This window comes from Streptomyces sp. NPDC002935 (genome assembly GCF_040611295.1).
Classification (GTDB): Bacteria; Actinomycetota; Actinomycetes; order Streptomycetales; family Streptomycetaceae; genus Streptomyces.
On sequence record NZ_JBEXNW010000028.1, the window covers coordinates 79472 to 97054 of the forward strand.

A 17583-nucleotide genomic window follows, 5' to 3' on the forward strand; every position below is an offset into this window, starting at 1 on the left:
CGGGGTGGGTTGCCCGAGCGGCCTAAGGGAACGGTCTTGAAAACCGTCGTGGCAGCGATGTCACCGTGGGTTCAAATCCCACACCCACCGCAGGTGAACGGCCCCTGACCAGGTATCTCGGTCAGGGGCCGTTCATGTGAGTGATGTCCGCCGGCGACCGCGGCTCCCCGCTGTTTCCCGACCGAACGGGCACGGGAGGGGCACATCGACCGGTGATTTCTAGGCGCTGAGCGGCCCGGCGAGGAGCCCGGCGAGCAGCACGGCCGCCGTCGCGGAGAAGACCCGCGGCTTCCTCCAGCCCGGTCCCGAAGCCTGGCGGTTCAGCTCCCACGCGAACACGAGACCGCCGCCAAGGCCCAACGCGCTCCGCAGCAGAAAAACGGTGGTGTGCACAGGGGGCCTCCAGGGACCTTCGAACGGACGGGAAGGCTACCCCTGGTGGCGGTCGCGTGGATGCCCCGGCCCCGGTCTGGAAGACGCCGTACGCGGATGCCTGCCGCCCTGCGGGATGAACGGCCCCTGACCGGGTGGATCGGTCGGGGGCCGTTCTCGTGCCCGCTGTCCGCTGCCCGCCGGGCGCCGTCGCTCCTCGTCCGTTCGCGGCGCCGCCTCAGTGCTGGTGGGGCGAGGGAGCCGTCATGCGTGCCGCGGAGGCGATCGTCGAGCGGGCCTCGCGTTCGGTGAGGCCCGTCCGGACGGCGGCCTGGACGAGCGGGGTGATCAGCTGGGGGCCGAGGCCGTTCTCGTACGCGCGGCAGGCGGCCCAGAAGAGACGGGTGTTGCGCTGGCCCTCGTGCGCGGCGAGGACGAACTGGACCAGCCCCTGGCCCTGCCGGCCGGTCGCGGAGGGCGTGGGGTGGTGGGTACGGGGCGGGGGCAGCAGGAGGTCCAGGAGTTCGCGCGGACAGGGTGCCGGCGCGAGCCGGGCGGTGCCGGGAGCCGTCCCGTACACGCCGTGTTCGGTGCGTGATCCGGGGCCGACGAGGTAGCCGCCGGCGCCGCGGATGTCGATGCCGGGGGCGAGCCGGCCGGCCGAGTTGGGGACGACGACGTCCGGTGGCCCGCTCAGCCACAGGTGGCGGCCGCCGCTGGGGGTCATGACGACGACCGTGTCCGGGATCGTGAAGAGATGGCGCAGCGCCAGTTCGCGCAGGGCCGCCGAGGAGTCCGTATCGGATTTGGTGTCGAGGTCGATGCCGATGAGGTGGTGCGGGTACAGCCCGCAGGCGATGCCGTAGCCGGTGGCCCAGGGGGCGGCGGCGAAGAGTTCGCGGATGCGCCGGGGCTCGGTCGAGGCGTCGTACACGCCGTGCCCCAAGCGGCCGCATTCGCCGTGGCAGGGCTGGGGATCGGGGTCGTCGCGGTGGGGGGAGCGCAGGGCCGGGAGCTTCGTTCGGGACAGCGGGATCACCGCCAGCCCGCGCTCGGCTGCGGACAGGGCGTGGGCCAGGGCCAGGGTGGTGGCCCGCCGGTCGATGGTGGCCATGCCTCCATGTTCGTACGAGTGTTCGAAAAAGGGAAGGGCTCCCCAGGCGTACGAGGCCGCGGAGTGGGCGATGGGCGAGATCGGCCGAAAATGTGCCGGAACGCTTCAGCCGTTGCGGCGCCTGGGATTGAGCGGTCGACAGGGGGCTGAGCAGGGGCTTTGTGGGCGCGAAGGTGGTTTATCGACATGTCCTCACGCTTCAGGGGGAATCGCGGCTTCCGGGGTGGTTCGCCGGGGACCCCGTGGGCAACTCTGGACTCGCGACGTCGTGGACAACGCCGAGGCGGTCGGCCAACCGCCTTGGAACAAGCCGTATTTCCCGTACACCCCGGTTCACCGCCGGTGGGTACAACCGGTTCTGGAGGAATTCACATGGCAAGCATCCGTACCGCTCGCGTCCTCGCCGCCGTCTCGGCCCTGCCCCTGGCCGTCGCCCTCTGCTCGGGCGTCGCGGCGGCGGACAACGGCTCCTTCGCGGACAACGGATCGAACGCGGGCGTCGCGACCGTCAGCGGCAGCGGGGTCGGACACGACAACAGCGGCAACTCCTCCACCACTCAACAGCAGGCGGTCGGCTCCGGAGCCTCGAATCAGAGCAATACGGCCCAGGTGAACGGCTCGGCGTTCACGGCCATCAACCAAGGCAACGAGAACGTCCTCGTCAACTTCGTCAACCTCTGGTGAGCCGGGGGCCGATGCGCTCTCATCGGCCCTGGGTCTCCTGCGTGGGGTAGCGCTTTGTGGGGGTTTCACAGTGGCTGCGCGACGGTGCTTCGGCGCCGTCGCGCAGCCGTGTTCGAGGGGTGTGGCGCGCTCGGGCGGGGCGGTGCCGGTGACCTTGACAGTCCACGGTATCTGACGGACAGTCAGAAAACCTTGTTCGTACGAGGTCCGGGAGGGCCGCCGCCGTGCACCTCGCCCCCACCGAGCGCCAGCAGCGGCTGCGCTCCGAACTCCGCACGTACTTCCGGGATCTGATGCCGGACGGGCCACCGCCCGCCGACGACCCCGTACGACAGCGGGCGCTGCGGCGCCGCATCGGGGCCGACGGCCTGCTCGGGCTCGGCTGGCCGGTCGCGTACGGGGGGCAGGGGCGCGGAGCGGACGAGCAGTTCGTCTTCTTCGACGAGGCCTACCGGGCCGGTGCGCCCGTCTCGATGGTCACGCTGAACACCGTCGGGCCGACCCTCATGAAGTACGGCAGCCAGGAGCAGAGGGACTTCTTCCTGCCCCGCATCCTGAGCGGGGACCTCGTCTTCGCGATCGGGTACTCGGAGCCGTCGGCCGGCACGGACCTCGCCTCTTTGCGGACGCGCGCCGTGCGGGAGGCCGGGGGGAGCGCGGGTCCGGCCGACGCCGAGGGCGGGCGCTGGCGGATCGACGGGCAGAAGATCTTCACGTCAAACGCCCAGAACGCCGACTGGATCTGGCTCGCGTGCCGGACCGATTCGGACGCGCCGAAGCATCAGGGCATCTCGATCCTGCTCGTCCCCACGGACGCTCCCGGCTTCTCGTGGACACCGATCGAGACGGTGGGCGGCCAGACCACGACGGCGACGTACTACGACGGGATCCGTGTCCCGCCCGGGAACCTGGTCGGCGAGGAGAACGGCGGCTGGGGGCTCATCACCAGCCAGCTCAACCACGAGCGGGTGGCCCTCGCCGCGATCGGCATGCAGGCCGAGGACTTCTACGCGGCCGCGCTGGAGGCGGCCCGTACACCGGATCCGGTGACCGGGCGGCGCAGGGTTGACGAGCCGTGGGTGCGTTTCCAGCTGGCCGAAGTGCATGCTCGGCTGGCGGCATCACGCCTGCTCAACTGGCGTTTGGTGGGGGATGTGGGAGCCGGCGGGCCGGCGCCCGGGGACGCGAGCGGCGTGAAGGTCATGGGAACCGAATCCGCGGTCGCGGTGTACCGAATGTGTCAGCACATTGTGGGAGCGGACGCACTGGTCCGCTCCGGTTCGCCGGGGGCGTTCGGGTCCGGCGAGCTGGAGCGGATGAACAGGGCGGCGCAGATCAACACGTTCGGGGGCGGGGTGAGCGAGGTGCAGCGGGAGATCGTCGCGACGATGCGGCTCGGCATGAGGAGGGGGCGGCGGTGAGCGGCCGTGGAGCGGAAGCTGAGGGGACTGCCGTGCGGGACGGCGCCGATCGCGACGAGGGCGACCTGGCGGTGCGCCTGAAGGGGTACGAGGGGCGCGCGGCCACCGTCGGGGGCGTCGGCAAGGACCCGGTCAACCTGGCGATGATCCGGCACTGGTGCGAGGCGATGGGGGACACCAGTCCGGCGTACGACGGGCCGGACGCCGTGGCCCCGCCCACCATGCTCCAGGCGTGGACGATGGGCGGCCTCCGCGGGCACCCCGGTCGCTCCGGTGCCTACGACGAGTTGCTCCGGCTGCTCGACGGCGCGGGGTACACCTCGGTGGTCGCCACGGACTGCGAGCAGGAGTACCTGCGTCCGCTGCGCCCCGGGGACGAGATCACCTTCGACGGGGTGATCGAGTCCGTCTCCGAACGCAAGACGACCAAGCTGGGCACGGGGTACTTCGTCACGACGCGGATGGACATCCGCGCGGGGGGCGAGCTCGCCGGGACGCACAGGTTCCGCATCCTCAAGTACGTTCCGGCGCAACGGAATCCGAAGGGTCCGGCGGAGGCACGGGACTCATCGAGCACGGTGAAGGCGAACGCCGAGGAGGCGAAGAGCAGGCGCCCGCGTCCGGTGATCAACCGGGACAACGCCGGGTTCTGGGAGGGCGTCGAGCGGCACCGGCTGCTGATCCAGCGCTGCACGGGGTGCGGGACGCTGAGATTTCCCTGGCTGCCGGGGTGCGGCGCCTGCGGCAGCCCGGACTGGGACACCGTCGAGTCGGGCGGCGAAGGGACCGTCTATTCGTACGTCGTCATGCATCACCCGCCGTTCCCGGCCTTCGACCCTCCCTACGCCGTCGGTCTGATCGAACTCGCCGAGGGCGTGCGGATGGTGAGCAACGTGGTGGGCGTGTCACACGACCAGGTGCGGATCGGGATGCCCGTGCGGCTCGAATTCCAGCGGTACGACGAGGAGTTGGAGCTGCCCGTCTTCCGGGCCCAAGAGGGGCGCGGCGACGATGACGGTCCCGGCGACTCGGCCGCGCGCGAGCCCGTCGGCCCCGCCGGGCCGGCCACGCGCGAAGCCCTCCGGTCCGCCCGTACAGCGGCGCTCGAACCCCGCGGCTCCGGCCGTTCGGACCGTCCGGCATCCTCGGCCCGCACGGAGGTCCGCTCGACCGCCCGTTCCGTCGGTCGCTCGGGTGAGGGGAGCTGACATGGACTTCACGCCCACTGAGGAACAGGCGGCCGCCCGGGACCTGGCGGCGCGGATCTTCGGCGACCTCTCCACCCACGAGCGGCTCACCGCGGCCGGGACGGGCAGCGACGCCGAACTGTGGAAGGAGCTGTGCGCCGCCGGGCTCGTGGCGGCCGTCGAGGACATCGGGCTCCTCGGTCTCGTCCTGCTGCTGGAGGAGCAGGGGCGCACCACGGCGCAGGTGCCGTTCGCGGCGAGCTGTGTGTACGGGCTGCTCGCGGTGTCGGCACACGGTTCGCCCGAGCAGCGTGAGCGGCTGCTGCCGGGGATCGCGGACGGGACGGTGGTGGTGGCCGGCGCGATCTCCGGATCGAGATCGAGATCGGGTGAGGCGGCCGGGGCCGGTCCCGCTCGGGAGGGGGCGCCGGGGAAGCTGACCGGTGTCGTCCCCGCGGTGCCCTGGCTGCGCGATGCCACCCATGTGCTCGTCGCCGACGACCTGTGCCGGCTCTGGCTGGTCCGCACCGCGGAGGCGGCGGCGAGTGAGCCGGTCGAGCTGACGGCGCCCTGGTCGGCGGGGCGTCTGACGCTGGACGGGACGCCGGGCGAGGCACTGGGCGCGGCGGGGGCGTACGACGACGTGTTGGCCACGGCACGCACCGCCTTCGCCGGACTCCAGGCCGGGGTGTGCGCGGGGTCGCTGGCCCGGGCCGTGGAGTACACGAACGCGCGCGAGCAGTTCGGGCGGCCGCTCGCCGCCAAGCAGGGCGTCCAACTGCGGGCCGCCGACGCGCACATGGACGCCGAGGCGATACGGGTGACGGCGTACGAGGCGGCATGGCGGCGCGATGAGGGCCTGCGGTACGCGACGCACGCTCTGACGGCTTCCTGGTGGGCGTCGGAGGCCGGGCAGCGGGTGGTGCACACGGGCCAGCATCTGCACGGCGGGGCGGGGGCCGACCTCGAACACCCCGTGCACCGGCACTTCCTGTGGGGCAGGCAGCTGGACGCGTATCTGGGGTGCGGGGGCGAAGTGCTGCAGGAACTGGGGGAGTTGATCGTGGACGAGGAGGTGGAGACATGAGGGTGGGCGACGTACTGCCGCCGCTGGAGATCGAGATCACCCGCACGCTGATCGTGGCCGGGGCGATCGCCTCACGGGACTACCAGGACGTGCACCATGACGCGGACCTGGCGAGAGCCAAGGGCTCGCCGGACATCTTCATGAACATCCTGACGACCAACGGCCTGGTCGGACGGTACGTGACCGATCATTTCGGCCCGGCCGCCGTGCTGCGCAAGGTGGCGATCCGGCTGGGCGCTCCCAACCACCCCGGAGACACGATGGTGTTGACCGGCTCGATCGAGAAGCTCGACGGGGACACGGCCACGGTGAAGATCCTCGGCGCCAACGGCATCGGCCGGCACGTCATGGGCACGGTGACGGTGACGGTCCCGACCGAGCCGGTGGCGCCCGCCCCCACCCCCGCGGCAGCCGCAGCCGGAGCCCCCGCGGCAGCCTCCGCCCCCGCGCCCGCCCCCGCGGCGGCTCCCACCCCCACCCCCACCCCCACCCCCGCCGCCTCGGCGGAAGGCGGTGTCGCGTGAGCGTGCGGAAGAGGGACGGCCTCGGTGGGCGAGCGGCGATCGTCGGGATCGGGGCCACCGAGTTCTCCAAGGACTCGGGGCGCAGCGAGCTGCGGCTGGCGGTGGAGGCGGTGCGGTCCGCGCTCGACGACGCGGGGCTGACGCCGGGGGACGTGGACGGGCTGGTGACGTTCACGATGGACACCAGCCCGGAGATCACCGTCGCGCAGGCGGCCGGGATGGGGGAGCTGTCCTTCTTCTCGCGCATCCACTACGGCGGCGGGGCGGCGTGCGCGACCGTCCAGCAGGCGGCGCTCGCGGTGGCCACCGGGGTGGCCGAAGTCGTGGTCTGCTACCGGGCGTTCAACGAGCGGTCGGGCCGCAGATTCGGTTCGGGCGTGCAGCGGCGGGAGCCGTCGGCGGAGGGCGCGGCGCTGGGCTGGGCCCTGCCGTTCGGGTTGCTCACCCCGGCCTCCTGGGTGGCGATGGCGGCCCGGCGCTATCTGCACACCTACGGCCTGACACCCGAGGCCTTCGGCCATGTCGCGGTGGCGGACCGGAAGTACGCGGCGACCAACCCGGCGGCGTACTTCCACGGCAGGCCGATCACGCTCGCCGAGCACGCTGCGTCGCGGTGGATCGTGGAGCCGCTGCGGCTGCTGGACTGCTGCCAGGAGACCGACGGCGGCCAGGCGCTGGTGGTCACCTCCGTGGAGCGGGCCCGTGATCTGCCGCACTCCCCGGCGGTGATCACGGCCGCCGCCCAGGGCGCGGGCCGCGCGCAGGAGCAGATGACCAGCTTCTACCGGGACGATCTGACAGGGCTCCCGGAGATGGGCGTGGTGGCCCGGCAGTTGTGGCGGACGGCGGAGATGGGCCCGGCGGAGATCGACGTGGGGATTCTGTACGACCACTTCACGCCGTTCGTGCTGATGCAGCTTGAGGAGTTCGGGTTCTGCAAGCCGGGGGAGGCCGCGGATTTCGTCGCCGAGGAGCGGTTGCCGCTGAACACGCACGGGGGGCAGCTCGGGGAGGCGTATCTGCACGGGATGAACGGCATAGCGGAGGGCGTACGGCAGTTGCGCGGCACGTCCGTGAACCAGATACCGGGCGCCGGGCGCGTCCTGGTGACCGCGGGGACCGGGGTTCCCACGTCGGGCCTGATCCTCGGGGCCGACGGATGAGACCGCCGTGCGCGGTCCCGCGTCCTGCTCTGCCGAGGACTCCCCCGGGCGCACCCTGAGCACTTCCTGAGGACTCCCCGAGCGTTCCCGAGCACTCCCGAGCACTCCCGAGCACTCCCGAGCACTCCCCCGAGTACTCCCCCGGGCGTCGTCTCTCAGGGGTGAACCCTCAGGGGGCGGGCCCCGCTCGTCCACCTTCAGGAGGTGAGGACAACCCCATTTCTACAACCTGAGGCGGACATGGCTTCGGGACCTGCGGCCGATCCGCGGGAGGAGGGGGCGAACCTAGCGTGGAGCCATGACCACACTCGTCTGCACCAGCGCCTCGGACGCCGCCACAAGGGCGACGCAGACCCGTTCGTACCCGTCGTTCTCGTCGTACGTGAAGGCCCGCCAGTCCGTGCTGCTGCGGACCGCCCGGTCGCTCACGGCGAACCCGAGCGACGCCGAGGACCTGCTGCAGACGGCGCTGACGAAGACGTACGTCGCCTGGGACCGGATCGAGGACCATCGGGCGCTGGACGGCTATGTGCGGCGGGCGCTGCTGAACACGCGGACGTCGCAGTGGCGCAAGCGCAAGGTCGACGAGTTCGCCTGCGACGAGCTGCCGGAGCCGCAGGGACTGTCCGCCACGGACCCCGCCGAACAGCAGGCGCTGCACGACGCCATGTGGCGGGCGATCACGAAGCTGCCGGCGCGGCAGCGGGCGATGGTGGTCCTGCGCTATTACGAGGACCTGAGTGAGGCCCAGACGGCGGAGGTCCTCGGGGTCTCCGTCGGTACTGTCAAGTCGGCGGTGTCCCGTGCGCTGGGCAAGCTGCGCGAGGACCCAGAGCTGATGCCCGTTCGGCAGGGCACGCCCCGAGCGGTGGCCGAGCAGTCCCTGCGGTGATCGATCATTCCTGCCCCTAGTGACATACCACGCGGTATGTGAGCAGAATCAGCGCACCATTACTGCCGCGTAGGCAATGTCGCCCCCGGGAGGACGCCGTGCTGAGCACGATGCAGGACGTACCGCTGACTGTGACCCGCATTCTTGTGCACGGGGCGCTGGTGCACGGAGAGTCGCAGATCACGACCTGGACGGGACAGGGCGAGCCGCACCGCCGCAGCTTCCGTGAGGCCGGCGAGCGCGCGAACCAGCTCGCCCACGCCCTGCGCGAGGACCTCGGTGTGACGGGCGACGAGCGGGTCGCGACGCTGATGTGGAACAACGCCGAACACGTCGAGGCGTACTACGCGATCCCCTCCATGGGCGCCGTGCTGCACACCCTGAACCTCCGCCTCCCGGCCGAGCAGCTCGTCTTCATCGTCAACCACGCGGCCGACCGCGTGGTCATCGCCAACGGCTCGCTGCTCCCCCTGCTCGCGCCGCTCCTCCCCCATCTGCCGACGGTGGAGCACGTGGTGGTCTCGGGTCCCGGTGACCGTTCGCTGCTCGACGGGACGAGCGTGCGGGTGCACGAGTACGAGGAGCTGCTCGCCGGGAAGCCGACGGTCTACGACTGGCCGGAGATCGACGAGCGGCAGGCCGCGGCCATGTGTTACACCTCCGGAACCACCGGAGACCCCAAGGGTGTCGTGTACTCCCACCGTTCGATCTACCTGCACTCCATGCAGGTGAACATGGCCCAGTCGATGGGGCTCACCGACCATGACACGACCCTCGTCGTGGTCCCGCAGTTCCACGTCAACGCGTGGGGTCTCCCGCACGCGACGTTCATGTCGGGCATCAACATGCTGATGCCGGACCGTTTCCTCCAGCCCGCGCCGCTCGCCGAGATGATCGAGAGCGAGCGTCCGACGCACGCCGCCGCCGTCCCGACCATCTGGCAGGGCCTGCTCGCCGAGCTGACCGCCAAGCCCCGGGACGTCTCCTCCCTCACCCAGGTGACGATCGGCGGCTCGGCCTGCCCGCCCTCGCTCATGGCCGCGTTCGACGGTCTGGGCATGCGCGTCAGCCACGCCTGGGGCATGACCGAGACCTCCCCGCTCGGTACCGTCGCCCGCCCGCCGGCCCACGCCGTGGGCACGGACGAGGAGTTCGCGTACCGCCTCACCCAGGGCCGTTTCCCGGCCGGCGTCGAGGCCCGCCTCACCGGCCCCGGCGGCGAACGGCTCCCGTGGGACGGCGAGTCCGCCGGCGAGCTGGAGGTCCGCGGCCCGTGGATCGCCGGTGCCTACTACGGCGGCAACGACGCGGAACCGCTGCGCCCCGCCGACAAGTTCAGCGAGGACGGCTGGCTCAAGACCGGTGACGTCGGCACGATCAGCCCCGACGGCTTCCTGACCCTCACCGACCGCGCCAAGGACGTCATCAAGTCGGGCGGCGAGTGGATCTCCTCGGTCGACCTGGAGAACGCCCTCATGTCCCACCCGGATGTGACCGAGGCGGCGGTCGTGGCCGTCCCCGACGAGAAGTGGGGCGAGCGGCCGCTGGCCACCGTCGTCCTGAAGGAGGGGTCCACCGCCGACTTCGAGTCGCTGCGGGCCTTCCTCGCCGGCGAGGGCAAGATAGCCAAGTGGCAGCTGCCCGAGCGCTGGTCGATCGTCGAGGCGGTCCCGAAGACGAGCGTCGGCAAGTTCGACAAGAAGGTGCTCCGCAAGAAGTACGCGGAGGGCAGCCTGGACGTGACCAAGCTCTGACGTGACGGGGCGGCCACGGCCGACTCCGGGAAGTGTCGACACGTACGCCGGGCGGGGTGCCCCAGGGCTCCCCGCCCGGCGTACGCGCGTTCATCGACGTACGCGTTCGTCGACGTACGCGCGAAGGTCCATGGGGACCGGCGTACGGACGTACGGCTAGTTGGTGCCGATGCGGGCCAGCAGGTCGACGATCCGGTCCTGGACCTCGGCGCTCGTCGAGCGCTCGGCGAGGAACAGTACGGACTCCCCCGCGGCCAGCCGCGGCAGTTCGGCCGGGTCGACGGCAGCGGTGTAGACGACGAGCGGCGTGCGGTTCAACTGCCCGTTCGCCCGCAGCCAGTCGACGATTCCGGCACGCCGGCGCCGTACCTGCATCAGGTCCATCACCACGAGGTTCGGCCGCATCTGCGAGGCCAGGGTGACGGCGTCCTCGTCCGTCGAGGCGCGCGCGACCTGCATCCCGCGCCGCTCCAGCGTCGCCGTCAGCGCCAGTGCGATCTCCGCGTGCTCCTCGATGAGCAGCACGCGCGGCGGGTGCTGCTCGGAGTCGCGGGGCGCGAGCGCCTTAAGGAGTACGGCGGGGTCGGCGCCGTACGCCGCCTCGCGCGACGCCTGTCCGAGCCCCGCCGTTACGAGGACGGGAACCTCGGCGGCGACGGCGGCCTGGCGCAGCGACTGCAACGCCGTGCGGGTGATCGGGCCGGTCAGCGGGTCGACGAACAGCGCGGCCGGGAACGCGGCGATCTGCGCGTCGACCTCCTCGCGCGAGTTCACGATGACGGGCCGGTAGCCGCGGTCGCTCAGCGCCTGCTGGGTGGTGACGTCGGGCGCCGGCCACACAAGCAGCCGCCGCGGGTTGTCCAGCGGCTCCGGGGGCAGTTCGTCGTCCACGGGCCGCGGCTGCGGCTGGTCGGCGACCTCGACGGCACCGCCGGGACCGTCCAGCGGCTCGGGGCCCTCGGCGGCGTTCTCGTCCGGTGCTCCTATGGCGTACGACCGTCCGGCGCCCTCGGTGGCTCCGGGCAGCCGGGATCCTGGAGCCGGCCGCCCGCCCTGCGCAAGCGAGCCCGCGGCCGTCTCCGGGCGCTCGACGACGGGCTGGGGCGGAGTACCGAGCTTGCGGCGCCGGCCGCCACCGTTCGTCGCGTGCGGGGGAGGCGTCGGGGCCTGGGGGCCGGCGCCCGGCTGGGCCGCCGCGACCTGGCGGGCGAACGGAACGCCCTGGCCGAGCGTGCGCACGCTTATGGCACGGGCCTGCGCCGAGGTGGCGTCGGCCGGGGCGGACGCGGCCGTCGCCTCGGCGGGCAGCGGCTGGGCGACCCGCGCGGCCGGGCGCTCCGGGGGGAGCGGGGCCGGGATCGGCTGGGCCGGGGCCGCCGCGTTCGCCGCCGGGAGAGCGGGCTGCGCGGTGCCACGGGGCGGCACCGGGCTGCCCGAGGCGGCGTCGGCGGCGGGGGCGGTGTTCGCGTCGGGCCACGGCTGGGGCGCCGGAGCGGGCATGGCACCGGCCGGGGTGGCCTGCGCGGGGACAGTGGGCTGCCCGGGGGGAACCGGCCGGCCGGCGGTGGCCGTGCCCGGGACGCCCTGCGCGGGAAGCCCCTGCGCCGGAACGGCCTGCCCGAGCGCCGGGACCGGCTGCCCCGGAATGCCCTGTGCCGGGAACGGTTGCGCGGGTGTTCCGGCCGTCGCGGCGGGCTGGCCCGGGGCCGCGATCTGACGGGCGCGCCGTCGGCCCGTCGGGGCGGAGGCGGGGTGCGGCTGCGGCGGGGTGTGATCGTCGTCGGGGTTGTGCAGCATCACGTCGTGGCGGTCGTCGTCGGCCTGCTGAGCCCGGGCGACCTGAGCCTGTGCCGCCTGAGCGGCCTGCGCGTGAGCCGCCTGGACCTGGGCGGCCTGTGCCTGAACGGCCTGTGCCTGGGCGGCCTGCGCCTGGGCCGCGGCCTGGACGTACTCCGGTGAGCGGTCCGCCTCCGCCGGAGGCAGCGCGAACACCGTACGGGCGCCCGTCTCCTGCGCGGCGGCACGCTCGGCCGCGGCGGCCAGCGCACGACGGCGCCGTCCGGTCGGCTGCCCCGCGTCGTCGACGGCACCGTCTTCGGCCTGGGCGGGATCGTCGTCCGGCGCCGTCGCCCCCGCGGCCGGAGCGGCCTGAGCGCCGGCCGCCGACGGCAACGCCGCGGGCAGTGCGTGCTGTTCGCCGTCCCGGCGGGCGCGTCGTCCGGAGGGCACCGGCACCCCCTGCGGAGGCACCGTCCCGCCGAGCCCGGTTCCCACGGCGGCGGTCCCCGCCTGCTCGCCCGCCATGACGACCGCGCCCTCGGAGACCCCGTCGGACATGCCCGGTGCCGCGGCGTCGCCCGTGCCCTCGGCGGGGCTGGGCCGACCACGGCGTCGCCCGGTACCACCGGAGCCGTCGCCTTCGATCGCCTGTGCCTGTGCCTGTGCCTGTGCCTGTGCGGGAGCCGGCAGCTCGCCGGCCGCCTGCTCCTCGGCAGCACGGCGCCGACGGCGTCCGGTGGGAGCGGTCGCGTCGGTTCCGGCACCCTCGGATGCCGTCGGCTCGGACGGCCCCGTCGCCTCGCTCTCCAGGAAGGCGTCGACGGAGGACCGCCGGGCCCGACGCCTGCCACCGCTCTGCTGCGCGGCCGGCTCGGCAAGGGCGACCTCGGTGGAGACCGTCGGTCCGGTGGCGGGCGGAACCGCTCCGGCCCCGTCCCCGATGGGCACCTCGAGGACGAACGCGCTGCCGCTCATCCCCGGCACCTCGTGCGTCTGGAGCACACCGCCGTGTGCGCGGACGATCCCGCGCACGATCGGCTCGTGCACCGGGTCTCCCCCGGGGTACGGCCCGCGCACCTCGATCCGGACGACCTCGCCGCGCTGTGCCGCGGCCACGACGACCGTGTTGTCCATGTAACCGCCCGCCGAGACCGGCGCGTTGCCGGTCGCGTCGACTCCCGCGACGTCCGCGATGAGATGGGCGAGGGCGCCCGCGAGACGCTGCGGGTCGACCTCGGCCTCGATGGGCGGCGCGTGCACGGCGAACTGCACGCGACCGGGCCCGATGAGGTCGACGGCCCCGTCGACACCGGCCGCGACCACGGCGTCGAGCATGACGTTCGTACGGAAGATCGTCTCGGCGCCGGCGTCCAGCCGCTGGTAGCTGAGGACGTTGTCGACGAGCGTCGTGATGCGTGAGTAGCCGGCCGCGAGGTGGTGGAGCACCTGGTTGGCCTCGGGCCACAGCTGGCCCGCGTCGTCGGCGGCGAGCTTGGAGAGTTCGCCGCGCAGCTGGTCGAGCGGCCCGCGCAGGGACTGGCCGAGGACGGCGAGCAGCTGCTCGTGCCGGGCGGTCAGCGCCTCGAACCGGTCCTTCTCCCGCTCGCCGAGTGCCGCGTACCGCTCGTCGCCGGCGGCGAGTTCCTCCTCGTGCCCCTCGCTCAGCTCGGTGAGCTCGGCGGTGTGCCGCTCGCGCAGCGCCTCCAGCTCGGCGGCGTGTTCCTCGCCGATCCGTTCCAGTTCCTCCGCGTGCCGGGTTTCGGCCGCGTCCTTCTCCTCGACCAGGGTGTCGTACGGCCGCCGGTCGGTGAAGGTCATGACGGCACCGACGAGCTGGTCCCCGTCGCGCACCGGAGAGGTCGTCAGATCGACCGGTACCTGGTCCCCGGACTTCGACCACAGCACTTGCCCGCGCACCCGGTGCTTGCGCCCGGAGCGCAGGGTGTCGGCGAGCGGCGACTCCGCATAGGGGAACGCCTCGCCGTCCGCCCGCGAGTGCAGGATCAGGGCGTGCAGCTCCTTGCCGCCGAGGTCGCTGGCCCGGTAGCCGAGGATCTGCGCGGCCGCGGGATTGACGAGAACGACCCGCCCCTCGGTGTCCGTCCCGACGACGCCCTCGGCCGCCGCGCGCAGGATCATCTCGGTCTGGCGTTGCGAACGCGCGAGCTCGGCCTCGGTGTCGACGGTGCCCGAAAGGTCGCGTACGACGAGCATGAGCAGCTCGTCAGGGGTGGGGCCGTGGTTGTCGTAGGCCTGCTGGCCGTCCTCCAGATTCGCACTGGTGACCTCGACCGGGAACTCCGTGCCGTCGGTCCGCCGCGCGATCATCCGGGTCGGCTTGGTCCGCCCGCGCTGGTCGGTGGTGTCGGGCCGCCGCATGGATCCGGGGATCAGCCGGGAGTCGAACTCGGGCAGCAGATCGAGTAGCCCGCGGCCCACCAGAGCCGTGCCCGGGGTCTCGAAGGCCTCCAGGGCGATGGTGTTGGCGTTGACGACGGTCCCATTGGCGTTGACCAGGACCAGCGCATCGGGCAGCGCGTCCAGTATGGCTGCGAGGCGAGCAGCGCCTCGGGATGGCCTGCTGCTCACGAGACGCTTCCTCCCTGTTACCGCACCTTGCCGACCGCGGATGCCATCTTGCCAACCTGCCCGCGGCGTGTCACGCGAGGGAGTCTACGGGCAGTGGTTGCGCTCGCGACGCCGGATGAGAGGGAGGTCGCACACAGAAGACACGCAGAAGAGGCGGAGAACCTGTGACCACGTACTTCGGCCTGCGGAACCGTGAGATCACCGTGATGTCGCCGTGTCCTGGCCGGGGCCGCGCTAGGGGCGGGCGCCGGGCAGGAGCGGCACCAGGGCGTTCCAGCGCGAGATCTCGCAGCCGTCCGAGCGGTCGTAGCGCGCGTCGACGGTGCGCCCCGCCCAGGTTCCCGTGACATGTGCGGTGGCCGGACCCCCGTACTGCATGGTGCACAGGGTGTCCGGCGGTACGGGGGCGAAGGTGTCCTTGCCCCAGGTGGTCATCCGGTCCAGCCTGTCGCAGGCCTCCGCCGCGTCCGGATGGCTCCCGCCCGCGGGGTGGCACTCCAGCTCGAACGTGCCGTCCGCACCGCCGCCCACGCCGTGGACCGTCACCGTCAGCCGGTCCTGCGAGTCGTCCGGGCGGGCCGGCGGCGGCATGAGGGCAGGCAGGGCGACGCCGTACGCGGCGGAAAGCGATGCGGCGGACAGTGCGGGCGGCCCGGCGGGGACCGCTGTGTATAGGGGGGACGCCGCGGGTGCGGGGGACGCCGTGGGTACGGGGGGCGCGGCGGGTGCGCCGGTGGGGGTGTCGGCGGTGGAGGTGCCGGCGGTGAGGGTGTCGACCGTGGGCGTGCCGGCGATGGCGCTGGGTACGGCGGAGAGCGCGGCGGTGGCGGACACGGCGGCGGTGAGGAGCAGTCGGCGCAACATGACCTGCATAACGCGACGCGACCCACCCGGTTGCGCGTCGGTGGGGGCTTTGCCCTGGGGCCTGCCTGCCTAGTACCGTGGGGGGCGATTGGTGACACCGCGCTCGTCTGTGTCATCATCTGCACGCACCACTCGCGCTCGCGTGAGCGGTTGTGCGGGAGGCGTCGCCTAGTCCGGTCTATGGCGCCGCACTGCTAATGCGGTTTGGGCCTTCAAGCCCATCGAGGGTTCAAATCCCTCCGCCTCCGCGCGAAGATCCGAAGCCCCGGTCCAGTGGACCGGGGCTTCGGCGTTCCGGGTGTCCGTGAGAGTCGTGGAGCGCGCCGCTGTCCAGGGCGCCCGTGAGGGCTCAGAAGTGCGTTTGCCCAGCTCACAAGGGGTGAGGCAAACGGATTTCACATGGCGGCGGCAGTCATGTAATGTTCTTCCTGTCGCCGCGAGCGGGGCAAAAGCCCGGGAAGCGAAGACAGAAGCAGAAAACAGAACAAGCACTCGTAGCTTAACGGATAGAGCATCTGACTACGGATCAGAAGGTTGCAGGTTCGAATCCTGCCGAGTGCACACAGCTCAAAGGCCCCGCCGGTTGAACCGGCGGGGCCTTTGACATCAGCAGGGCCTTTGACATCAGCGGGTGACATCAACGCACCCAGGGAACGCTCAGTGCTTGTGTCTGACGCCGAGCGCATGGGGCCCCCTGAAGAGGGCAGGCCTCGGATTGCCGGCTCAGCCGCCCAGGATGCCGTTGGGCAGGATCGAGCTGACGGTGCCCGAGGGATTGGTCAGGAGCTGGCTGACGACGCCCTTGGGATTCGTCAGGAGCCGGCTCACCATGTCCGTGGGATTGCTGACGGGAGCCGGGACCACCCCGAGGGGGTCCGGAGTGCCGGCGGCTTGAGCGCTGATGACGCCCAGGGTGAGGAGTCCCGCTGTGAGCGCGACGACCGTGGTTGTCCGTACTGCGGTCCGCCGAACGGCGGTGGGGGTGGTCATCTGTCCTCCACGTTGTTGCGGTTCACGGGCGGAGCGTGTCCGCCCACTTGATCAACCCGACAACTGCGCAGCGCCTCACGGGTTACTCCGGACCCCGGTCCGCACGGCTGAACAGCCCCGTCTCGTGGGTTTGCCAGGCGGGGCCGGCGCCCGACTCCCGGACGGGTTTGTCGGTGCGGGGCTCTAATGTCGATGGGGTGCGGCAGGTGTGGACGTGTTCGGGGTTGCGGTGGTCGGGGGACGGGCCCGTGCTGGTGTGGGGCGGGGGACGGGGGAGTCCGCTGGCCCGGGGGAAGCGGGTGGCGTTCGGCGTCGTGGACGGCGGTGTGCGGACGTGCGTCGGGGCGCGCGGGAACCCGTGTCCCGTGCGGGCCGCCGTGTCGCGGCGCGGTACGGGTGCGCGGTGCGAGGAGTGCGCGCGGCTGGACCGGGCGCACTCCGTGGCCGCCGACACGCTCGCCGATGATCCGCGGCCGTACCACGTGTATCTGGCCTGGTTCGGGCCCGGCCTGGTGAAGGTGGGGATCACGCGGGTCGAGCGGGGTTCCGCGCGCCTCCTGGAGCAGGGCGCCGTCACCTTCAGCTGGCTGGGGCAGGGGCCGTTGATGGCCGCGCGCCGGGCCGAGGAGTTGTTGCGGGCCGCGGTCAAGGTGCCGGACCGGATTCCGTACGCCGCCAAGCGGGTGGTGCGGGCGACGCTGCCGGGGCCGGAGGAGCGCGTCGCCGAGATCCGGGAGCTGCACGCGCTCGTCGGACGGCTGGACGGCTGGCCGGAGTCGCTCTCGCGCGCGCCCTTCGAACCCGTCGACCATATGGACGTGTTCGGACTCGCCGGGCTCCCGCCCGCTCAGGGGGTCGTGAGCGAACTGGTCGCGGGAGGCGCGATCAGCGGTGAGCTGTGCGGTGCCGCGGGTCCCGATCTCCATCTCGTCACCGGGCGGGGAGTCGTCGTTCTCGACACACGGCTGATGAGGGGGTGGGACCTGACCGGCGTCGAGGGCAGGGGCGGTCACCGGGAGGAAGAGGGGAACGGCGAGGGTGACGCGGGCGCGGGTGAGAGCCGGGACGGGGGCTTCGGAATCACCTTTCCTGTACGGGAGTTGCGGGTCGCGGACGTCGGTGTCCAGGACGGGCTCTTCTGAGCGGGGGCGGGGCGGGAGGGC

The 17583-nt window shown here is 72.4% G+C and carries 13 protein-coding genes, 3 tRNA genes and 1 pseudogene; 12 read left to right on the forward strand and 5 right to left on the reverse strand.

What is annotated here, in order from left to right; genetic code table 11:
- Window positions 1–3 precede the first annotated feature (3 nt).
- Window positions 4–90: transfer RNA gene (locus ABZX90_RS31100), tRNA-Ser, on the forward strand.
- Between the two features lie 129 nt (window positions 91–219).
- On the opposite strand, the gene ABZX90_RS31105 is transcribed toward ABZX90_RS31100, so the two are convergent.
- Entirely contained in the window at window positions 220–393 is a 174-nt protein-coding gene (locus ABZX90_RS31105) for a hypothetical protein (RefSeq protein ID WP_351133790.1), read from the reverse strand.
- A gap of 217 nt (window positions 394–610) precedes the next feature.
- On the reverse strand, window positions 611–1486 hold the full coding sequence (locus tag ABZX90_RS31110; RefSeq protein ID WP_351133792.1) for a bifunctional DNA primase/polymerase: 876 nt from the start codon (window positions 1484–1486) through the stop codon (window positions 611–613).
- Window positions 1487–1858: 372 nt separating this feature from the next.
- Between ABZX90_RS31110 and ABZX90_RS31115 the strand changes: the two genes are divergently transcribed.
- The 8 genes and pseudogenes from ABZX90_RS31115 to ABZX90_RS31150 all read left to right on the forward strand — a co-directional run bounded on the left by ABZX90_RS31115 (window position 1859) and on the right by ABZX90_RS31150 (window position 10198).
- The gene (locus tag ABZX90_RS31115) at window positions 1859–2170 is read left to right on the forward strand and encodes a hypothetical protein (protein WP_351133794.1); all 312 of its coding nucleotides are present in this window, start codon (window positions 1859–1861) and stop codon (window positions 2168–2170) included.
- A gap of 224 nt (window positions 2171–2394) precedes the next feature.
- Entirely contained in the window at window positions 2395–3591 is a 1197-nt protein-coding gene (locus tag ABZX90_RS31120) for an acyl-CoA dehydrogenase family protein (protein ID WP_355210343.1), read from the forward strand.
- Between the two features lie 65 nt (window positions 3592–3656).
- Window positions 3657–4799 (forward strand): bifunctional MaoC family dehydratase N-terminal/OB-fold nucleic acid binding domain-containing protein, encoded by a 1143-nt coding sequence (locus tag ABZX90_RS31125; RefSeq protein WP_351132267.1) that lies wholly within the window; start codon window positions 3657–3659, stop codon window positions 4797–4799.
- Window position 4800: 1 nt separating this feature from the next.
- On the forward strand, window positions 4801–5865 hold the full coding sequence (locus ABZX90_RS31130) for an acyl-CoA dehydrogenase family protein (protein ID WP_355210346.1): 1065 nt from the start codon (window positions 4801–4803) through the stop codon (window positions 5863–5865).
- Window positions 5862–6239, forward strand: a pseudogene (locus ABZX90_RS31135) (MaoC family dehydratase); the annotation flags it as partial. The gene ABZX90_RS31130 and the pseudogene ABZX90_RS31135, both read left to right, overlap by 4 nt.
- A 146-nt stretch (window positions 6240–6385) precedes the next feature.
- Window positions 6386–7552: a lipid-transfer protein gene (locus ABZX90_RS31140; protein ID WP_351132245.1), complete on the forward strand. Its 1167-nt coding sequence runs from the start codon at window positions 6386–6388 to the stop codon at window positions 7550–7552.
- A 298-nt stretch (window positions 7553–7850) separates the two neighbouring features.
- On the forward strand, window positions 7851–8444 hold the full coding sequence (locus ABZX90_RS31145; RefSeq protein ID WP_355210349.1) for a SigE family RNA polymerase sigma factor: 594 nt from the start codon (window positions 7851–7853) through the stop codon (window positions 8442–8444).
- 110 nt (window positions 8445–8554) lie between these two features.
- On the forward strand, window positions 8555–10198 hold the full coding sequence (locus tag ABZX90_RS31150; protein ID WP_355210402.1) for a long-chain fatty acid--CoA ligase: 1644 nt from the start codon (window positions 8555–8557) through the stop codon (window positions 10196–10198).
- A 156-nt stretch (window positions 10199–10354) separates the two neighbouring features.
- Here ABZX90_RS31150 and ABZX90_RS31155 read toward each other — a convergent pair whose 3' ends face one another.
- Together ABZX90_RS31155 and ABZX90_RS31160 are read right to left on the reverse strand one after the other, a co-directional pair.
- The gene (locus tag ABZX90_RS31155) at window positions 10355–14566 is read right to left on the reverse strand and encodes a PAS domain-containing protein (RefSeq protein WP_355210352.1); all 4212 of its coding nucleotides are present in this window, start codon (window positions 14564–14566) and stop codon (window positions 10355–10357) included.
- A gap of 234 nt (window positions 14567–14800) precedes the next feature.
- Window positions 14801–15430, reverse strand: coding sequence for an SSI family serine proteinase inhibitor (locus tag ABZX90_RS31160; RefSeq protein WP_351132263.1), 630 nt, complete (start codon window positions 15428–15430; stop codon window positions 14801–14803).
- A gap of 157 nt (window positions 15431–15587) precedes the next feature.
- On the opposite strand from ABZX90_RS31160, the gene ABZX90_RS31165 reads away from it, so the two are divergent.
- Window positions 15588–15678, forward strand: a tRNA-Ser gene (locus ABZX90_RS31165).
- Between the two features lie 240 nt (window positions 15679–15918).
- Window positions 15919–15991 (forward strand) — tRNA-Arg (locus tag ABZX90_RS31170).
- A gap of 162 nt (window positions 15992–16153) precedes the next feature.
- Here the strand turns inward: ABZX90_RS31170 and ABZX90_RS31175 are convergent.
- A complete protein-coding gene (locus ABZX90_RS31175) occupies window positions 16154–16420 on the reverse strand; it encodes a hypothetical protein (protein WP_351132169.1) in 267 nt (88 codons plus the stop codon).
- Between the two features lie 197 nt (window positions 16421–16617).
- Between ABZX90_RS31175 and ABZX90_RS31180 the strand changes: the two genes are divergently transcribed.
- Complete coding sequence (locus tag ABZX90_RS31180; protein ID WP_355210355.1) at window positions 16618–17562, forward strand: DUF2797 domain-containing protein; 945 nt, start codon at window positions 16618–16620, stop codon at window positions 17560–17562.
- Window positions 17563–17583: the final 21 nt, after the last annotated feature.

Coding starts and splice junctions, on each gene's coding strand:
- ABZX90_RS31110 (WP_351133792.1), bottom strand. CDS start 1,486: ATGGCCACCATCGACCGGCGGGCCACCACCCTGGCCCTGGCCCACGCC.
- ABZX90_RS31115 (WP_351133794.1), top strand. CDS start 1,859: ATGGCAAGCATCCGTACCGCTCGCGTCCTCGCCGCCGTCTCGGCCCTG.
- ABZX90_RS31130 (WP_355210346.1), top strand. CDS start 4,801: ATGGACTTCACGCCCACTGAGGAACAGGCGGCCGCCCGGGACCTGGCG.
- ABZX90_RS31145 (WP_355210349.1), top strand. CDS start 7,851: ATGACCACACTCGTCTGCACCAGCGCCTCGGACGCCGCCACAAGGGCG.
- ABZX90_RS31150 (WP_355210402.1), top strand. CDS start 8,555: ATGCAGGACGTACCGCTGACTGTGACCCGCATTCTTGTGCACGGGGCG.
- ABZX90_RS31160 (WP_351132263.1), bottom strand. CDS start 15,430: ATGTTGCGCCGACTGCTCCTCACCGCCGCCGTGTCCGCCACCGCCGCG.
- ABZX90_RS31175 (WP_351132169.1), bottom strand. CDS start 16,420: ATGACCACCCCCACCGCCGTTCGGCGGACCGCAGTACGGACAACCACG.